The organism is Bradyrhizobium sp. B025 (assembly GCF_042257955.1).
In the GTDB taxonomy this organism is placed as follows: Bacteria; Pseudomonadota; Alphaproteobacteria; order Rhizobiales; family Xanthobacteraceae; genus Bradyrhizobium; species Bradyrhizobium diazoefficiens.
Window position 1 is genome coordinate 1139667 of the sequence record NZ_CP170150.1, and the last position, 18091, is coordinate 1157757.

The 18091-nt window shown below is 59.1% G+C and carries 17 protein-coding genes and 1 pseudogene; 17 read left to right on the top strand and 1 reads right to left on the bottom strand.

Translation table 11 applies throughout. The features are described from left to right. Positions 1 to 417: 417 nt before the first annotated feature. Entirely contained in the window at positions 418 to 1482 is a 1065-nt protein-coding gene (locus ACE10W_RS05455) for an IS630-like element ISRj1 family transposase (RefSeq protein WP_011084514.1), read from the top strand. Positions 1483 to 1557: 75 nt separating this feature from the next. Further along, positions 1558 to 2318, top strand: a protein-coding gene (locus ACE10W_RS05460; protein WP_110115815.1) for an IS5-like element ISBj2 family transposase whose coding sequence is annotated in 2 segments (ribosomal slippage) — positions 1558 to 1897 and positions 1897 to 2318 — 762 coding nt in all. Because the reading frame shifts where the segments join, the coding sequence is not laid out codon by codon here. A 122-nt stretch (positions 2319 to 2440) separates the two neighbouring features. On the opposite strand, the gene dctA is transcribed toward ACE10W_RS05460, so the two are convergent. Then, positions 2441 to 3757, bottom strand: a complete 1317-nt coding sequence (gene dctA, locus ACE10W_RS05465; RefSeq protein ID WP_011084529.1) for a C4-dicarboxylate transporter DctA — start codon at positions 3755 to 3757, stop codon at positions 2441 to 2443. Between the two features lie 1107 nt (positions 3758 to 4864). Between dctA and ACE10W_RS05470 the strand changes: the two genes are divergently transcribed. The 15 genes and pseudogenes from ACE10W_RS05470 (at position 4865) to hypE (ending at position 17850) form a co-directional block, all read left to right on the top strand. Next, positions 4865 to 5476, top strand: a complete 612-nt coding sequence (locus ACE10W_RS05470; RefSeq protein ID WP_011084530.1) for a molybdenum ABC transporter permease — start codon at positions 4865 to 4867, stop codon at positions 5474 to 5476. Positions 5477 to 6121: 645 nt separating this feature from the next. Continuing rightward, positions 6122 to 7213: a hydrogenase small subunit gene (locus ACE10W_RS05475; protein ID WP_011084531.1), complete on the top strand. Its 1092-nt coding sequence runs from the start codon at positions 6122 to 6124 to the stop codon at positions 7211 to 7213. Between the two features lie 13 nt (positions 7214 to 7226). Continuing rightward, positions 7227 to 7784 carry a Ni/Fe-hydrogenase, b-type cytochrome subunit gene (cybH, locus tag ACE10W_RS05480; protein ID WP_018648279.1) on the top strand — a complete coding sequence of 186 codons (558 nt, stop codon included), beginning with the start codon at positions 7227 to 7229 and terminating at the stop codon, positions 7782 to 7784. A gap of 34 nt (positions 7785 to 7818) precedes the next feature. Beyond that, positions 7819 to 8417, top strand: a pseudogene (locus tag ACE10W_RS05485) (HyaD/HybD family hydrogenase maturation endopeptidase). Between the two features lie 2 nt (positions 8418 to 8419). Beyond that, positions 8420 to 8710 carry a HypC/HybG/HupF family hydrogenase formation chaperone gene (locus tag ACE10W_RS05490; protein ID WP_011084536.1) on the top strand — a complete coding sequence of 97 codons (291 nt, stop codon included), beginning with the start codon at positions 8420 to 8422 and terminating at the stop codon, positions 8708 to 8710. 877 nt (positions 8711 to 9587) lie between these two features. Next, positions 9588 to 10139: a hydrogenase expression/formation protein gene (locus ACE10W_RS05495; RefSeq protein ID WP_011084538.1), complete on the top strand. Its 552-nt coding sequence runs from the start codon at positions 9588 to 9590 to the stop codon at positions 10137 to 10139. Positions 10140 to 10230: 91 nt separating this feature from the next. After that, positions 10231 to 10494, top strand: coding sequence for a hypothetical protein (locus ACE10W_RS05500; protein WP_018648280.1), 264 nt, complete (start codon positions 10231 to 10233; stop codon positions 10492 to 10494). A 479-nt stretch (positions 10495 to 10973) separates the two neighbouring features. Beyond that, entirely contained in the window at positions 10974 to 11327 is a 354-nt protein-coding gene (locus ACE10W_RS05505; RefSeq protein ID WP_014497978.1) for a nickel-dependent hydrogenase large subunit, read from the top strand. Continuing rightward, entirely contained in the window at positions 11320 to 11661 is a 342-nt protein-coding gene (hypA, locus tag ACE10W_RS05510) for a hydrogenase maturation nickel metallochaperone HypA (RefSeq protein WP_011084541.1), read from the top strand. The genes ACE10W_RS05505 and hypA overlap by 8 nt, the downstream gene beginning before the upstream one ends. A 209-nt stretch (positions 11662 to 11870) precedes the next feature. Continuing rightward, positions 11871 to 12173 (top strand): hypothetical protein, encoded by a 303-nt coding sequence (locus ACE10W_RS05515; RefSeq protein ID WP_014497976.1) that lies wholly within the window; start codon positions 11871 to 11873, stop codon positions 12171 to 12173. After that, positions 12119 to 12472 (top strand): hydrogenase nickel incorporation protein HypB, encoded by a 354-nt coding sequence (gene hypB, locus ACE10W_RS05520; protein WP_231166591.1) that lies wholly within the window; start codon positions 12119 to 12121, stop codon positions 12470 to 12472. Before ACE10W_RS05515 ends, hypB begins: the two co-directional genes overlap by 55 nt. 37 nt (positions 12473 to 12509) lie before the next feature. Further along, positions 12510 to 13639 (top strand): IS3-like element ISRj2 family transposase gene (locus ACE10W_RS05525; protein WP_109866565.1). Its coding sequence is split into 2 segments (ribosomal slippage): positions 12510 to 12762 and positions 12762 to 13639, totalling 1131 coding nucleotides; the frame shifts between segments, so codons are not numbered across the junction. Between the two features lie 283 nt (positions 13640 to 13922). Next, positions 13923 to 15668, top strand: coding sequence for a HypC/HybG/HupF family hydrogenase formation chaperone (hypC, locus tag ACE10W_RS05530; protein ID WP_011084544.1), 1746 nt, complete (start codon positions 13923 to 13925; stop codon positions 15666 to 15668). Then, positions 15665 to 16807 carry a hydrogenase formation protein HypD gene (gene hypD, locus ACE10W_RS05535; RefSeq protein ID WP_026312945.1) on the top strand — a complete coding sequence of 381 codons (1143 nt, stop codon included), beginning with the start codon at positions 15665 to 15667 and terminating at the stop codon, positions 16805 to 16807. Before hypC ends, hypD begins: the two co-directional genes overlap by 4 nt. Next, entirely contained in the window at positions 16804 to 17850 is a 1047-nt protein-coding gene (gene hypE, locus ACE10W_RS05540; protein WP_026312944.1) for a hydrogenase expression/formation protein HypE, read from the top strand. Before hypD ends, hypE begins: the two co-directional genes overlap by 4 nt. Positions 17851 to 18091 lie beyond the last annotated feature (241 nt).

Consider the following 18091-nt stretch of genomic DNA (forward strand, 5'->3'; position numbering starts at 1 on the left):
CAATCTTATCGCGCTTTAGCTGCGAAAAACTGGTTCCGCTGGAAGCGAGCGGCGTCGCAGAACGCAGGGCAGCCTCGTATGACTCGCCACGGCTTTGTCGAGTGCCATTCACGCTGATCACACCCACCATGCTCTGCTAACGCAGCGCGCATCGTAACGAGAACGACAAGCTGCGTCCGCAGGATCCCTACGTCGTCCTTAATCGCGTGAGGCAAGTGGAGCGACGTGCATATGGATCTTCGTAGGCGGACCAATACCTAGTCCGTCAGTCCCGTCATCGGCTTGGCAAAAATGTTGCACAAGCGTTCAGATGGCCGGTAGCCCTTGAGTGCGAAAGCGAAACCCTGAAAAAGCTCCTGCCTCTTTTCTCGCTAGTACCCACTTTTCTTGGAACGTGAGTCGTGATTCAAGGTCGGGATGATACCCGAAGCAAGAGAAGTCCACCTTTCGAGGAAAGATCGCAAGGTGCTTGAGGCGTGCTGTCGCTCACCGGTGACGTTGCAGCGCGATTTGAAGCGGGCGCGGATAGTTCTGTTGGCGGCGGATGGGCGCAGCACCCGGTCGATCGCCAAGGAAGTTGGGGTCCAGCCGCGGATTGTCAGCCTTTGGCGGCATCGCTATGCCGACCATGGCCTTGAAGGGCTGCAAGACAAGCCGCGGCCTGGCAAGCAGCCGATCTATACGAAGACGACCGACAAGCGGATTCTGAAGCTGCTGGATAAGCCGCCACCGCAAGGGTTTGCGCGCTGGACCGGCCCCCTGCTGGCCGAGGCGCTGGGCGATGTCGATGTCCAATATGTCTGGCGGTTCCTGCGCAGCCACAAGATTGACCTGGTGGCTCGCAAGTCCTGGTGCGAGAGCAACGACCCGAACTTTACGGCCAAAGCCGCCGATGTTGTCGGCCTCTATGTCGCGCCGCCGGCGAAGGCCATTGTGCTGTGCGTGGACGAGAAGCCCTCGATCCAGGCTTTGGAGCGAGCGCAGGGTTATCTGAAGTTGCCCAATGGCCGCGCCTTAACCGGCCAAAGCCACGATTACAAGCGGCATGGCACCACAACATTGTTTGCGGCGCTCGAAGTCGCCACCGGAAAGATCATCGCGACCCATTCAAAACGCCGGCGCCGCGTCGAGTTTCTCGATTTCATGAACAGCGTCACCGCGACTTTTCCGAACCGCAAGCTTCACGTCATCCTCGACAACCTCAACACCCATAAAAAGAACGAGGACTGGCTCAAGGCCCACCCCAACGTGCAATTTCATTTCACGCCGACAAGTGCGTCATGGCTCAATCAGGTCGAAGTATGGTTTTCCATCTTGCAGGGGCAGTCGCTCAGCGGCACCTCCTTCACGAGCCTCAAGCAGCTTCAGGAACACATCGATGCCTACGTCAACGCATACAACGACAGAGCCGAGCCCTTCGTCTGGACCAAGAAAAAGGTCCGTCAACGCCGTTTCAAAGGCCGCCGTATCACTCAGCTCTGATTCCGGGTACTAGGGTCTGTACCTAAATAGCGCCACGTGATTCTCTTGCCTACGTGTTGATTCGGGGGCGAGAGAATGCGCGCTGGTTTGTTTTGGCTGAACGACAGGCAATGGGCGCGTATCGAACCGCATCTGCCGAGGGGACTGACGGGGCCGGATCGGGACGACGACCGACGCATCGTCAGCGGCATCATTCACATGCTGCAATCGGGTGCACGATGGCGTGATTGTCCACGTGAATACGGCCCTTACACGACGATCTACAATCGCTTCAATCGCTGGGCCAAGCGAGGACGATGGTGCGCAATCTTCGAAGCGCTGGCCAAGCCTGGCGAAGACGGCGTCGTACTGTCGCTCGACTCGACCTCGATTAAAGCTCACCGGTGTGCCTCCGGCGGAAAAGGGGGGAGCACAATCAAGCAATCGGCCGCTCGCGCGGAGGCCGCACGACAAAAATCCATGCGCTGAGCGATCCGCTCTGCCGGCCGGTCGTCCTGCATCTGACTCCAGGCCAGGATGCCGATATCGCTGCGGCTCCCGATGTCCTGGCGCTCGCGCCACCCATGAGCGTGCTCCTCGCCGACAAAGGGTATGATGGCGACAAGCTTCGCGGCGCAATCATTCGTCGTGGCGCCAAGCCCGTAATCCCCAATAAATCTAACCGTGTCGTCATCCATCGCTTCAACAAACGCGCCTACAAAGGACGAAATGTCATCGAACGCTGCTTTTGCAGGCTCAAGGACTTCCGGCGCATCGCCACGCGATATGACAAGCTCGCCCGTAATTTTTTGGCCGCTGTTCATCTCGCCGCTCTCGTCGCATATTGGCTCAATTGAGTCTGGACCCTAGCCTCTCAGGGGCAGCTGCCCTGGCTGCGGCGCGGAATAATGCTGTGCGCCGGAGAGCGCAGGGGGAGTATTCGTGTCCGAATGGCGGCGGTTCAGATCCGGGACCTACCTCATGTGCTTGTAGTGTCGATAGTAGTGGAAGCGGTGGACTTGTTGAGCCGAGTCTGCAGCGTCACGTGATCGAGCTCGCTTTCCCACCAGGATACGAACACAGCCGCGATGCCATTGCCGATGATGTTGGTGAGGGCGCGCACCTCGCTCATGAACTTGTCGATAGAAAACACGATTGCCATGCCCGGCACCAGAGCTGGGTTTACTACCGATAATGTCGCAGCGAGCGTGATAAAGCCTGCGCCGGTGACGCCGCTTGCTCCCTTCGAAGTTAGCATTGCTACTAGCAGGATCGTGAGCTGCTGGCCAAAGCTGAGATCGACACCGAGTGCCTGGGCAATGAACAATGTTGCAAGTGTCATATAGATATTGGTGCCGTCAAGGTTGAAGGAGTAGCCAGTCGGCACCACCAGCCCGACCACCGGCTTGGAGCAGCCCAGCCGCTCGAGCTTCTCCATCAATTGAGGGAGCGCGCTTTCGGAGGATGAAGTACCGAGCACGATCAGAAGCTCGTCTTTAATATAGATAAGGAACTTGAAGATTGAAAAGCCGACGAGGCGGGCGATCAGACCAAGCACGACTACTACGAATAGGGCAGCAGTCACGTAAAACAGCGCGATCAGACCGATCAGATTGCCGAGTGCTGCGGGCCCGAACTTGCCGACTGTGAAAGCCATGGCGCCGAAGGCGCCGATCGGGGCCGCTTTCATTACAATAGCTATTACCCCGAACACCGCGTGCGCGACGTCGTCAATCATGCCGCGCAGACGCTCGCCACGCTTTCCCAACGCCATCAGCGAGAAGCCAAAAAGGATCGCGAACAGGAGAACCTGCAGAACATCGCCGCGAGCGAAGGCGCCGACCACGCTATCGGGAATGATGTTGAGAATAAAGTCGACGGTTTTCGAGGCTTCCGCCTGCTTGACGTAATTGGCGACCGCCGCAGCATCCGGTTTGACCGCAAGGCCATGGCCAATCCGGACCAGATTGCCCATGGCAAGGCCCAACAGCAAGGCAAAGCTGGAGACGATCTCGAAATAGAACAGCGCCTTGACGCCGACGCACCCGACTTTCTTGGCATCTTGAATATGCGCAATGCCAGACGTGACGGTGCAGAAAATAATGGGCGCGATCACCATCTTGATGAGCTTGATGAACCCATCACCGAGCGCCTTGACCCAGTCGTTTGTGGCGACAGACGGCCATAGGCAGCCAACCATGGCGCCAATTAGGATTGCGATCAGCACCTGGACGTAGAGTATCTTATACCAAGCTTGCGACGCGCGCACAGGCGCCGCGGTTGCCATGGTGGTCATGACGCTTCCTTCCCGAATATACTCGAATGTGTGCCGCGGCTCGGTGAGAGGCGACAGTGTCATACGAGACTAATCATTATAGCCTTGCGCGATTGAAGACGCGTCCGAGAGCCGGCGCGTCTTTCCAAAGGCAGGCGTTTAGTTGCGTTGTCCTTTCTCGCTAAGCAAGATATGCACCAAATCCCAAACTGCGGCGGACTAAAAAGTCGCGGACAATGGCCTCCCTTCGGTGGCATCGGCTTGAGTGCTCTTAGCCGTGTTCGCAAGGTCGAACATTAGGCTGCAGCGTAGCGCGCATTAGCGGAATGCTGGAGTGTTGAGATCGTGCAGCAGTACGTGCAGTTGGTAAAATTGCTATTTTGGATTGAACGCATTTACCGAATGGAAGTCTGGCTAGGAGCTGCGTTGCCCGGGTAGGACCTCTGATGGATGACTGCGTTTTTCCGCAAGCGGCCAATCTCGTCGATGACGCGGCGTTTGTCTCCACGCCTGTGCTGACGATGTGCAAGCTAAGCCGGTCAGGGGAGCGGCCGTCGCTCGCGGCCCCTCGCGCCTTTGCCGCGTCGCCGAACCAGCCTTACGACGAGTTTTCAGCTACTTCGTTTGCGTAGCTGCCGACCGGCAGGCTTCTTGCGATCGGTTCAGCTACCGGCCCTGCGAGCACGGGATTTGAGCCGCCGACAAACCAAACAGGCATTTCTCGAGTCGAGTCTGCCGTTTTCGTTGGGCGGCTGTTGCTGTCCGCTTGGAAACAAAGATGCCAGAAACCTGACAAAGCGTTAGGTCCACTCCACGGTGACGTCGGCGTCTACGCAAAGTGCTTTCACATAAGCATAGCGCCGCCGCTGTTCGCACGTGGCACTCGAATTGCTGATGACAAATGAGAAGCTGCCGCCGTCGGGTGGGACGAAGCGGACTTGTCACAGGAGTTGCCGATGAGCCTTGCGATGCTGCTCTTGCTCGCAGAAACGGTGCGCGTAAATTTGGGGGACAGAGCGAGCTGCCGCACGAACAAATGGCTATTCGCACCACATCGCTGGGCAGCCCGACGTATAGGCAATCACTATCGCGATACGGCGACCTGCGCTCGTTGGCGGGCTGACGCACATGGATTTTGATTCGTCAGAGATCTCGCAATCCATTGCGCTCACGATAGAGCTCGCTAGCGTGACGACCGTGATCCTCCTCGTGATTGGTGTGCCCCTCGCCTGGTGGCTGGCGCGTTCAAAGACTTTTCTGAGCGAGGCTGTCGCTGCGCTAATTGCCCTTCCGCTGGTACTACCCCCAGCGGCTCTCGGCTTTTGCGTACTCGTTCTGCTCGGCCCCGACGGACCCGGCGGCGTTCTCGCCTCTTTCTGGGGCGAGCGCACGCTCGCTCTTACCTTCGTCGGGATCGTGGTCGGATCGGTGCTCTCGGCGCTGCCATTGGTCGTGCAGCCGATACGTAACGCCTTTCTTGCGGTTGGCGATCACCCGTTGGAAATGACAGGGCGTGTTTCGCCATTGTATGGCTTCGTTGCTATCATCGCACCGCTGGCGCGACTGGAGCTCGTTAAAGCGGCCGTGCTTGGATTTTCTCACACGATAGGCACATTCGGCGTCGTGATGATGATCGGCGGAAATATTCCTGGACGCACCAAGGTGTTGTCGGCCTATGTCGTGGACTACGTCCAAGAGCCGCGCTGGCACGAGGAAGTGTGGTTGCCGCTGGTATGGTGATGTTCGCATTTGCGACAATCTTCACCTTAGCCATCATCGACAGACATTGTACCGGGCGAGGCAACGAATCATCTTAGGTTTGCCAGGGCGATCGCTCTAAACGTCCAGCCTGTCGCCGCGCACAGCCCCGTAGGCGAGGAGCCCCTTGGAACCAGGGGCAGATCGGATCAAATCAGACCTAAAGTCAAGCCAACGTGCGCACCACATTCTCAGTCCCTTGCGGGCTCTGTTCCTTGCTCGGCAACCGCGTTGGTACGTGCTGCCTGCATTAGGTTCGATTATGAGCGCTTTAACGCACCGTTGGTCAGCGATCGGCAAGTCTGATTGAGGCCGGGCAATGTGGTGCCCGTCGACTGAACCAATTCTATTCAACAATCGGCATCATGAGTGCCGCCTGCAGGAGCGTAGTTCCCTTCAGCGGTGAACGATCGGCTTGATTTGTTAAAGTGCTCACATCGACGTCGAAAACTGGACACCAATAGCGTAGCAGATCAATGGCCTAGCTTCTGGGACGCTGGCCGGATTCGACAAGCCGAAAATCTTAAAGCGGTGGCTTGTTATCTTTCAGGTGTTTCGCTCTGCTGGCTTGTTTCTTGCCGAACATCACCAATCGTAACGCTGGCGACAACTCGCTTGGAAGGTTTCATGGGTGATGCAACGGAAACCTTCTACGGCGTGATCAGACGACAGGGTATCACGCGTCGCAGTTTCCTTAAATTCTGCAGTTTCACGGCCGCGAGCTTGGGGCTTGGTGCAAGCAGTATTGCGCACGCCCTGGAAACCAAACCGCGAGTGCCCGTCATCTGGCTGCACGGGCTTGAGTGTACCTGCTGCTCGGAAAGCTTTATCCGCTCGGCTCATCCCTTGATCAAGGACGCGCTGCTGTCGATGATTTCGCTCGACTATGACCATATGATCATGGCGGCGGCAGGACACCAGGCTGAGGCCATCCTGGAGGAAACCCGTGCCAGGTACAAAGGCGGATATGTGCTTGCCGTTGAAGGTAACCCGCCCTTGAACGAGGGTGGCATGTTCTGCATTGACGGCGGCAAGCCGTTCGTTGAAAAGCTCACGTCGATGGCGGAAGAGTCCATGGCGATCGTCGCTTGGGGCACGTGTGCGTCCTGGGGATGCGTGCAGGCGGCCAAGCCAAATCCGACTCGCGCGGTGCCGATCGATAAGTTAATCACCAACAGGCCCTTCATCAAGGTGCCCGGGGGCCCGCCGATCGCAGAGGTCATGAGCGGCCTCGTGACTTTCATTACCACGTTCGGAAAGCTTCCAAAGCTTGATCACCAAGGGCGTCCAAGTATGTTTTATTCCGAGCGCATTCACGATAAGTGCTACCGGCGGTCCCATTTCGACGCTGGTCAATTCGTCGAAGAGTGGGACGACACCAACGCACGCAAGGGCTATTGCTTGTACAAGTTGGGCTGCAAGGGACCAACCACCTACAATGCCTGTTCGGCCCTTCGGTGGAACGGCGGCGTTTCATTTCCCATTCAATCCGGCCACGGCTGTCTCGGCTGCTCCGAAGATGGCTTCTGGGATAAAGGGTCATTTTACGACCGACTCACGACCATCAAGCAGTTCGGCATCGAGCAGAACGCCGACGAGATCGGCATGGCCGCTGCCGGCGTGGTGGGGCTAGCGGTCGCTGCCCACGCGGCGGTCACCGCCGCGAAGCGGTTGAGGCACCGGCCGGATCGCCCTGCCCACAAAGGCAAGCCGAGTTGAGGAGGTAACGACGGTGGCCGTCCAGACGCCGAATGGGTTCAATCTCGATCGTTCCGGCAAGCGAATCGTTAGCGGCGGTTTTCTATTCGGCTATATCCGCTTTGCTCATTTCTCGGCGGGATATGTACTCAGCGCCGGCTTTCTTCTGCGTATCTACTGGGCCTTGATGGGAAACGCGCACGCCATGCAGATCTTTTGCGTGCCGCTTTGGCGCCGGTGCTTTTGGCGGGAGTTGCACCACGAGATTCGCCGGTATTCGTTCCTTGCGGTTGAGCCTGAAAGGGGCCTCGGGCACAACCGCCTTGCTCAGCTAGCAATGTTCTTCATGTTTACGCAGACGATCACGTTCATGGTCGTCACCGGCTTTGCACTTTACGGGCAAGGTGCCGGTACTGACAGCTGGCAGTACAAGGTGTTCGGCTGGGTGTTTTCACTCTGGCCGAACAGCCAGGACTTTCACACCTGGCATCATCTCGGCCTGTGGGTGATCGTGATGTTCGCGCTGGTCCACATCTACGCGGTGCTCTGGGACGACGTCGTGTCGCGCCGCAGCTTCCCTTCTATCAAGTAGGTGAGCATTGGTTTGGCGATTGACTGGGAAGCGGATGCTCAATTCAACAGAGAAAAAGCGGATTTTGGTGCTCGGCATTGGCAATGTTCTGTGGGCCGATGAGGGATTCGGTGTGCGTGCGGTCGAGGAGTTTCATCGTAGCTACGCGGTCGATGATACGTCACCGTTCTCGATGGCGGCACCCAGGGGCTCTACCTCGTTAGTTTTCTTGAGGGGGCCGACTGCCTGATCGTGTTCGACGCCATCGACTATGGATTGCTGCCCGGGCAGTTGGAGCTTGTACGAGATGACGAAGTGCCAAAATTCACGGGGGCCAAGAAGGTGAGCCTGCATCAGATGGGCTTCCAGGAGGTCTTGAGCGCGGCCGATTTGCTTGGCCGCCGCCCGCGAGAGCTCGCTCTTATCGGCTGCCAGCCGATGGATCTGGAGAATTGGGGCGGTCCGCTGACCGCGCCGGTGCGCTTTCAGATTGCCCCCGCGATTAGACTGGCCTGTAAGCTCCTAGAGCAGTGGGACTCGCCGGCAAAACCGCGGAGTGCGCCGCTGCCTGCATCAGAACGGCTGTTGGCGAACAATATTGACCATGCGAATTATGAAATGAAAGGCAGAGCCGATCTAGCGGCCTGCGGCTGATCATGTGCCTTGGCTTGCCAATGACGATTGTCGAGACCGACGGTGTCACCGCGTTATGCGAGTATGGCAATGAGCAGCGGCGCATCTCCGTCGTGCTGCTCGCTGATGTACGGGCCGGCGCCAAGGTGCTCGTTCATATCGACAGCGCAGTGCGGCTCCTGGACGAAAACGAAGCAAGGCTGATCTGCAAAGCACTTGACGGGCTTGAGGCCAGCCTCAACGGTCAGAGCTGCGATCGCTTCTTTGCGGACTTGATCGGTCACGAGCCGCAATTGCCGGAGCACCTACGCTAGCGCTTCCGCTCCCTTGCACCGGCTGGGGTTCATAGACCGGATTCCAGTCGCAGGACCATCGGCTTGGACAACGTCAGGCGCTACGCCGTTGGGTCGAACGCGACTCGCGCACCTAGAGATGATTGGCATGCGCCTTGCTAACCGCCATGCTGGCAGAACCGATCATGATCAGAGAGGAGTGTGATGAAGTTGCAGCCGGCTCAGCATGCTCTGACACGGCCCGCTCCGTCCGACGACGTGGAGGGCGTTAGCGCCGATGCGCGCCTGGTCGCGCACGTTCCCAGGAAGGCGACCTTGATGCCGCTGCCGGCGGCTGATCCCCTACATATTCTGCGGATCAGTGAAGCACCCTCGCGCGGCCCTGGTGGCACACTGACCGGCCGGCCCGGCCAGCGTAGACTGTCGACGCCGCGCCTATCCCCGAGGAACAATATACTCTGCCTGATCGGCAAGAGACCGGATCGTTTGCTCACGATCAACCGCATCTCCTCACCGATCCTTTGGGCACTCGCCGGCAGCACCGGCGCCGGCAAGTGCAATACCCCTCGACACAGACAATGGAACATCGCATCGTGAAAGCAGCGATCCCCGTTGTATCTGGCGGCGCCGGCCGCGCGGCGAGCGGCTTTACCACAGGTTCTGGAACTCTCGATGTATTCTATCGCGGCGCGACAAGTGCGCTTGTCAATCGCGTTTGGCGGGTTTGCGACGAATGTGCAAGGAAGTATCCGAACGCTGCCCTGCTAATGTCAAATGTCGCTGCTGCTGTTGGGGGTCAGAGAAGCGGTGATCCGACACAATTGTACGGACTCGCAAATTTCAGCGATGCCGAGCGCAAGCTGATTGACGAATTGCTCGGGGAAGGCGAGGTGACCGGGTGGTTGCGTTGCCGGACGGCAGTTTGGCACAAATCCGGGAGTCCGTGCATGCCGGAATCTGGCGCGTGCGCATCGGAACCGAACCGGCGCACGAATATGTCGAGGTTGGAGCGATTCCGCAGATTGTCCGGCGTGCCGCAACTGACCTGACATCAACCGAACTTCTGATTGACACGCCGCCGGATGGCGCGATGAACGTTCAACCGGTGCTGGCCGAAATACGCGAGCGGGCCAGCGTCTGGCAATTTTGCATGAATGCGCATGTCATCAATCTGACGTTACTGCCAATGAGCGTTGTCGACTTGACATTCCTGCAGCAAAGCTTGGGCAACGGACCCGTCCAACTCATGTTGCGGGGCTACGGTGCCTGCAGAGTGCAGGCGACCGGGACTAGGAATGTTTGGTCCGTGCAGTTCTTCAATTCTACGGACAACATCATCCTTGATACGGTGGAGGTCGGGGGCGTGCCGATTGTTGCGTTGGCTGCCGACGAGGATTTCCAGGACTCTGCCGGACGCGTGCAGGAAATTCTCGAGGCGTACTTCACATGATGCGCTCGGGCACTCGACATCAGTTGCGATCCCACAGACGGCGCCTTCGGATGGATCATAGCTTGCGCGGGGGGAGGGGGCAGCATTGCGCATGAACCTCACTGCAAGCAACAAAATCCATGTCCGCGTATTGCTAGCTGCCGACGTAGTCGCCTCGGTCGAGATCCAGCCGCGAGTCCGGCCGCCGCTGGGTCGGATATTCGCCGGAAAGCAGGCCTCGTCACTGCTCAACGCAGTGCCGCGGCTCTTCGCGTTATGTGCCGCTGCGCAGCAAACCGCACTGTTGACCGCGATCGAAACGGCGCGCGACGAAGTGATCACCCTCGCAAAAAAAAACAGCATCGTATTGCGCTGATCGTTACCGAGCGCATCATGGATTTGGCACGGGGCCTATTTGCCGGACATCTCACGCTAGAGGTCGCCAGTGCGGCAGCAATCCGCTCCCTGATGTCGGAATTGTCAGCGCTTGTTCGCTCCGCCCAGCGAGCCTCGTGCCCCCCTCAACGGGAAGCAACAGCGCGGATCGCGGCGGCGCTGGCCGCGCTGGGCGTACCGAATGAGGGACGCGCGCTCAGGTCCGGCAGCCCACTGTCGCTTCGCGTCGCGGCGCTTCATGAGGCCGGCTTGAAGTCGGCTCCGGCAGCATACTCGTTCCTGTCCGCTGCTGACGACTTCAACATCGCGAAGCGATTGCTCGGGGATGATTCGACGTTTTGCGATTGTCCGGATCTGGAAGGACATGTGCCTGAGACGGGTCCTTGGGCGCGCCAATGACCCGGGATCGGTTCTTGCTGAGACCCTTCGGTGCGGCCGAGCGGCTGATGGCCAGAATAGTTGAAATCGTCCGGGCTATGTGCCTGGCTTGAGGCCGGCGCTCAGCCGGATACCGCAGAGCATGGGATTATCGAAAGATATAAGCTTGGGCCCGGTCGTGCAGCGGCCGCGGTCGAATGCGCCAGGGGACGTCTCTACCACGCTGTTGAGCTTGACGCTCACGGCCGGATATCTCGCTTCGAATTCCTGGCGCCGACGGAGTGGAATTTCCATAAGCGCGGACCGCTTGTACGGAACCTGCAGGGCGCCGTGCTGACAGCTCCGCGGCGCTGTGATGCAGTCCACGCGGTGATTGCGTCGCTGGATCCGTGCGTCGGGTTCACTCTCAATTTTCGTGAATTTCACGATGCATGAAATGGCCATTTGCATGGGGATCATTCAGATCGTCGAGGAGAAGGTACGGGAGCGATCCTCTTCGCGGGTGCGGAGCGTCTGTTTGGAATTGGGAACGCTGAGTCATGCCGCGCCTGAAGCGATCAGGTTCTGCTTTGCTGTCGCTGCAATGCGGACCGTTGCCGAAGGCGCCGCGCTTAATATCGTTGAACTACCGGGCGTTGCCTGGTGCATGAGCTGTTCGAAGAGCGTTGAAATTGCACGCCGGGGTGATTGCTGTCCTTGCTGCGGCAGTTATCAGTTGCAGGTAACCGCGGGCGAACAGATGCGCGTGAAAGCGCTGGAGATCGATTGATGTGTACCGTTTGCGGCTGCACGGAAGGTACACCGACGACCAAACACTCGAGGTCAAATGATGCGAAGAGCCACGAGCGATACAATGACCATGTGCGGGACTCTTGCGATGGCCATTCTCCTCTTCGCCGGCCGGCCCACCATCAGGCACATGGCATACAGCCGCTTCCGAGCGGCGGCGCCGGCTCGGCTGATTCAAGGGTCGGGGGCATGAGCGGAAAGCAGGTCATCGAGATCGAGCGCGATATCCTGGGCAAGAATAATGGGATTGCGGCGGTCAACCGGGCCCTCTTCCTTGCCGATGACGTTCTCGTGTTTAATCTTTTATCCAGTCCCGGTGCAGGTAAAACGACGCTGCTGGTCCGTGCCGCGTCCGAGCTCAAGCGCAGCCGCCCGGTCGGTGTCATCGAAGCGACCAGCAGACCTCGAACGACGCTGAACGTATTCAGGCTGTCGGCGTGCCAGCCGTTCAAATCAATACCGGCAAGAATTGTCATCTCGATGCTGCAATGATCGGCGGAGCTTATCGCCGCTTGCCCCTGCTTTCAGGCGGCATTCTCTTCATCGAGAACGTCGGTAATCTGATCTGTCCCGCTGCCTTCGATCTTGGCGAGGCCTGCAAGATCGTGGTGTTCTCGATTACGGAAGGTGAAGACAAGCCCCTCAAATGTCCTGATATGTTTGCTGCTTCATCCCTCGTGGTGATCAACAAGATCGATCTGGCGCCGCTGCTTGAATTCGATTTGGAAAAGACCATCGAGAGAGCTGGCCCCGCAAATTCGGACAGTAGCTTGAGTGGATTTTCTGCCTGACAGCGGCGAGGATTCTTGCTGCGAATCAGGAGCGAAGATGACGAAGAAGAGCCGCCGGACGCATTCTCCGGCATTCAAGGCGAAGGTTGCTTTGGCTGCGGTCAAAGGAGACAAGACACTGGCGGAGCTGGCGCAACTGTTTGATGTTCATCCGAACCAGATCACGATCTGGAAAAACCAGCTCCTGGAAGGCGCCGCCGGCGTGTTTGGGCATGACAAGACATCGGCCGAGACGCCGGTCGATTTGAAGGCGTTGCATGCCAAGATCGGCGAGCTGGCGTTGGAAAACGATTTTTTGTCCGGCGCGCTCACCAAGGCGGGCCTGCTGAGCGCAAAGCGATGATCGACCGCGGTCATGATCTTTCTATCGTGCGCCAGGCGAAGGTCCTGAAGCTGGCTCGCAGCACGGTCTACTATGAACCTCGGCCAGTTTCGGCCGAGGACCTTGCCTTGATGCGTCGGCTCGATGAGCTGCATCTCGATTATCCCTTCGCGGGAGCGCGTATGCTGCGATCGTTGCTGCGGCGGGAGGGGGTATACGCCGGTCGCCGCCACATCGCGACGCTGATGAAGCGCATGGGGATCGAGGCGGTCTATCGTCGCCCGAACACGAGCAAGCCGGCTCCGGGTCACAAGATCTACCCGTACCTGTTGCGCGGATTGAAGATCGAGCGGCCCGACCATGCGTGGGCAATGGACATCACCTACATTCCGATGCGGCGTGGCTTCGTCTATCTCGCGGCGGTCGTCGATGTGTTCAGCCGACGGGTCCTGGCCCATCGCGTCTCGATCACAATGGAGGCGGCCTTCTGCGTCGAAGCGGTCCAGGAGGCGTTGGCGAAGCACGGCAGGCCCGCGATTTTCAACACGGACCAGGGCAGCCAGTTCACCAGCCTCGAGTTCACCGATGTGCTGCTGGACGCGAAGATCGCCATCAGCATGGATGGCAAGGGCGCCTGGCGCGACAACGTGTTTGTCGAGCGGCTCTGGCGCACGGTCAAATACGAAGAAGTTTATCTCCGCGCCTACGACAGCGTGTCCGAGGCGCGAGCGTCAATTGCCAAGTATCTGGCCTTCTACAATCAGGGACGCCCTCACTCGAGCCTTGACGGGCGCACGCCCGACGAGGCTTACTTCGGCACGCAAGCTATGGTGATGGCCGCATGACCGTCGCCGACGATTTTGTCGTCGCTCTGGTCGGGCTACGCCCTCCCGACGCAACGACAAAATCGTAAAGCCCCGCGTTCAGCATAACCCGGCAGGAATCCACTTAAATCCAGCGGGGCGCTGTCCAAACAACCGGGGCCAGCTCTGAGTATGCCAGACGGGTCAACCCAAAGATTGACGTGCTTGTCGTTTCGGCTCGTACTGGCGAGGGCTTTGGCGCGCTCTACGCCTGGATCAACAGGCAGGCGCGCCGTCAGAGGCGCGCCTTAGAGGACGCAAGGCGATGAGCGCCGCAGCCACCTGCGATCGAAAGCGACTGCGCGTGCGCGTGAGTGGAGCAGTGCAAGGGGTTGGCTTTCGTCCCTACGTCTATGGACTAGCCATGCGGTACGGATTGGCGGGATTTGTCATCAATGGTCCCGAGGGCGTTCTCATCGAGGTCGAGGGGCACCGTACGTCTGAGTTTATTGCCGCGTTGCCGCAGCGTGGAGAGGCTGGCCCGGTCATCGTTGTCACCAGTGCAAATCTCTACGGCGAACCCCTGCTGATCGATAACGTGGAGGCGTTGAGACAGCTCAAGGGGGTCGCCGACCTGGTCGTGACCCATGATCGCGATATCTTGGCGTGCGCTGATGATTCCGTGGTTTCGGTGGCCGCTGGCCGGGACCAATTCATCCGTCGTGCTCGCGGCTATGTTCCCGAGCCAATTCGGCTTGCAAGGTCTGTCCCGCCCGTGCTCGCCGTCGGCGGGATACTGAAGTCGACCGTCACCATCACGCGGGACGACCAAGCGTTCGTCTCTCAGCATATTGGCGATCTAAATACGGCCGAAAGCATCCGTGCGTTCGAGAAGACGATCCGGCACCTCACATCGAGCCTCGGCGTGGAGCCTGTCGCCGTCGCCCATGATTTGCATCCCGATATGGCTTCTACCCGGTTTGCGGAAGCAAATGCTCGCGCGCTAGTCGCGGTTCAGCATCACCATGCACACGCTGCCGCAGTAATCGCTGAGCACGGCCATGCGGGACCTGCGCTTGCCCTGGTGCTCGATGGCCATGGCTTTGGCTCCGACGGCGGTAACTGGGGTGGCGAATTATTGTTGTGCGAAGAGACGTCGTCCCAGCGCATCGGGCACTTAGCGCCCCTGCAGATACCGGGTGGAGATCGTGCAGCCCGCGAGCCGTGGCGCATGGCCAGCGCAGTATTACACGGGCTCGGCCGGGGTAACGAAATCGGGCAGCGCTTTGCCGCGCAGCGGCAAGCCGGCTGTCTGTCGGACTTGCTCGATCAGCCGGGCGGGACCACCACGACCAGTGCGGGACGGTTGTTCGACGCGGCAGCGGCGCTGCTAGGTATTGCGAATCTGCAGAGCTATGACGGCGAAGCAGCGTTGAAGCTCGAAGCGCTGGTGCGGGGTACTACGATTCTGGAAGCCGGCTGGACGATCGAGGGCGGCGTGCTGTCCCTTGGTCCGCTATTTTCACGTTTGATTGCTGATGACATTGACGCTGCCGGAGGAGCCGGGCTGTTTCATGGCACGTTAGCCGCTGCCTGCGTTGACTGGGTCACACGCTCTGCGCGGACAACCGGCATCAATACCGTGGTTCTGAGCGGCGGCTGCTTCCTGAACGCGGTGCTGGCGGACAAAATCCCGCGGGGGTGCAGCGATGCCGGTCTTACCCCCCTGGTACCGCGACGGCTGCCGCCCAATGACGGCGGTTTGAGCCTCGGCCAGGCCTGGATTGCGGCTCTAAAGATTGCTCAACAGCCGCCCGCCGGGCAGGAGCTGCCTGATATGTGTCTTTCGGTTCCGGCAAAGATCGCGAAAATTCTTCCCAACGAAATGGCCCTCGTGTTCATCGATGGCGTCAACCTGGAGATATCGATTGCCCTCCTCGACGAGCTCGACGTCGGCGATTTCGTCCTGGTCCATGTCGGCTATGCGCTCGCTAAGATCGATCCGGCGGAAGCCAAGCGCACGCTAGAGCTCCTGCAGGAGCTAGGCGCTGCGAAGGAATGCCGATCGTGAAATATTCCAGCGAATTTCGCGACAAGACTATCGCGCAGGAACTTGCGCGAGCAATTGACGCTGAGGTCAGTTCACAACGAGCCTACCGGTTCGTGGAATTTTGCGGTGGACACACTCATGCAATCTCCCGCTACGGTCTTGAGGATCTGCTGCCCGCGAACGTTCGGATGATCCACGGGCCCGGTTGTCCCGTCTGCGTTCTGCCGGCGAGCCGTATCGACATGGCGATCCGGCTCGCCGAGCGGCCAGAGGTCATTCTGTGCGTCTACGGCGACCTGATGCGCGCGCCTGGGTCGCAAGGGCAGTCCCTGTTGCTTGCCAAAGCGCTGGGTGCCCACATTCGGATGGTCTACTCGACCCTCGACGCTATCCGGCTCGCCGAACAGACGCCGGGCCGCGAAGTGGTCTTCTTTGCCATCGGATTTGAGACCACGACGCCCCCGACGGCGGTCATGATCAGGATTGCCGAGCACAAGCGGCTCGAGGGCCTTAGCGTGTTCTGCAATCACGTTCTTACGCCCTCTGCGATGCACCGCATTCTCGAGAACCCGAAGATCCGCAACACGGGCGGGGTCCCCATTGACGGCTTCATCGGGCCTGCACATGTCAGCACCATTGTCGGTACGCAGCCTTACGAGCCCATGGCGGAACAATTCGAGAAGCCGATCGTGGTCGCCGGATTTGAACCCCTCGACGTGCTGCAGGCTGTCCTGATGCTGGTGCGGCAAGTGAACCAAAACCGCCACGAGGTGGAAAACCAATACAGCCGTGCAGTGACACGCGAAGGCAACCGGCGCGCCAAGGAGGAGGTCTCGCAGGTCTTCGAGCTGCGTGAGCAGTTTGAATGGCGCGGGCTTGGACTGGTACCCAACAGCGGACTGAAGCTGAAGCAATCATATGCAAAATTCGACGCCGAGACGCGCTTTGCGATCCATGACCTGCGTGTCGCAGACAATCCGGCCTGCGAATGCTGCGCGATCCTGCGTGGCGCCAAACGGCCGATCGATTGCAAGTTGTTTGGCAATATCTGCACGCCGGAAACGCCCATAGGAGCCTGCATGGTGTCATCAGAAGGAGCTTGTGCGGCGTATTGGACCTATCGCCGAGTTCGCGATGAGCAGGCGAGGCAGACGTCATGAGCGTGAAAGCCTATCAACGCAAGCTCGATGTGGAGAACGGACGCGTTGAACTTTCCCACGGGGCCGGAGGCCGTGCCATGGCACAGCTAATCTCCGGCCTCTTTCATCAGGCCTTCGGTAATGAATGGCTCGCCGGCTCCAATGATCAGTCGGCGTTCGATGTTACCGCAGGCAGGATGGTGATGACGACTGATGGCTATGTGATTTCGCCACTGTTCTTTCCTGGCGGCAACATCGGGTCATTGGCTGTGCGCGGCACGATTAATGACATCGCGATGTCCGGTGCGCGTCCTCTCTATTTGTCGGCCAGCTTTATCATCGAGGAGGGTTTCCGGTTTTCGGATCTCAAGACGATCGCGGAGTCGATGGGCGCGGCGGCATGTGCCGCCGGCGTCTATATCATTGCCGGGGATACCAAGGTGGTCGAGCGTGGCAAGGCGGACGGTCTGTTCATCTCTATGACCGGGATCGGGCTGGTGGCCGATGGGCTCGATCTTTCCGCTGACAAGGCAAAGGTCGGGGACCGTGTGCTGCTGTCCGGTAGCCTCGGTGATCATGGGGTGGCGATCATGTCAAAGCGTCAGAACGTTGCATTTCAAACCGAAATCGTCTCCGACTCAGCAGCGTTGCATAGTCTCGCTGCGGCCATGGTTGCCGCTGGCGGTGGCGGCATCCGGGTGATGCGCGACCCTAAGCGCGGCGGGCTCGCTGCGGCTCTCAATGAGATCGCGCTTCAATCAGAGCTCGGCTTCCATCTGCAGGAATCGATGATTCCGGTGAAGCCTGCGGTTGCGGCTACCTGCGAACTGCTTGGACTCGAACCGATCCATGTTGCCAACGAAGGCAAGCTCGTCGCGATCGTGGCGCCGGATTCTGCCGATGCCGTTCTCGCAGCCATGAAGGCGCACCCCCTCGGGTCCAATGCGGCCGATATCGGTGAGGCGGAGGCTGACGATCACAAATTTGTGCAGATGACGACCGATTTCGGCGGCCGGCGAATCGTCGACTGGCTGTGGGGGGAACAATTGCCTCGGATCTGTTGAACAGGCTGCGCAACGTCCATTTCTTGGCCGCCATTTACTGACAACGCCATTAGCCCTCAGCTCAACAAGCGTTTCGCTTGATAGGCAATCCTACCTAATTGGCAAATTGCCGTCTTTGCTGCTTGAGGAGTTCGGCGAGGCTGGATTTCGGTTGTTGGCTTTTCTGCGGGCCGCGACTGCAATTCGGAACGATTCACCGGCATCGCGCAGTTTTCGACGGCTAAGTTCAGCGAACAGGATC

Coding starts and splice junctions, on each gene's coding strand:
- ACE10W_RS05475 (WP_011084531.1), top strand. CDS start 6,122: ATGGGTGATGCAACGGAAACCTTCTACGGCGTGATCAGACGACAGGGT.
- hypC (WP_011084544.1), top strand. CDS start 13,923: ATGAGCGCCGCAGCCACCTGCGATCGAAAGCGACTGCGCGTGCGCGTG.
- ACE10W_RS05515 (WP_014497976.1), top strand. CDS start 11,871: ATGAGCGGAAAGCAGGTCATCGAGATCGAGCGCGATATCCTGGGCAAG.
- ACE10W_RS05470 (WP_011084530.1), top strand. CDS start 4,865: ATGGATTTTGATTCGTCAGAGATCTCGCAATCCATTGCGCTCACGATA.
- dctA (WP_011084529.1), bottom strand. CDS start 3,757: ATGACCACCATGGCAACCGCGGCGCCTGTGCGCGCGTCGCAAGCTTGG.
- ACE10W_RS05455 (WP_011084514.1), top strand. CDS start 418: ATGATACCCGAAGCAAGAGAAGTCCACCTTTCGAGGAAAGATCGCAAG.
- hypE (WP_026312944.1), top strand. CDS start 16,804: ATGAGCGTGAAAGCCTATCAACGCAAGCTCGATGTGGAGAACGGACGC.
- hypA (WP_011084541.1), top strand. CDS start 11,320: ATGCATGAAATGGCCATTTGCATGGGGATCATTCAGATCGTCGAGGAG.
- ACE10W_RS05490 (WP_011084536.1), top strand. CDS start 8,420: ATGTGCCTTGGCTTGCCAATGACGATTGTCGAGACCGACGGTGTCACC.
- ACE10W_RS05500 (WP_018648280.1), top strand. CDS start 10,231: ATGAACCTCACTGCAAGCAACAAAATCCATGTCCGCGTATTGCTAGCT.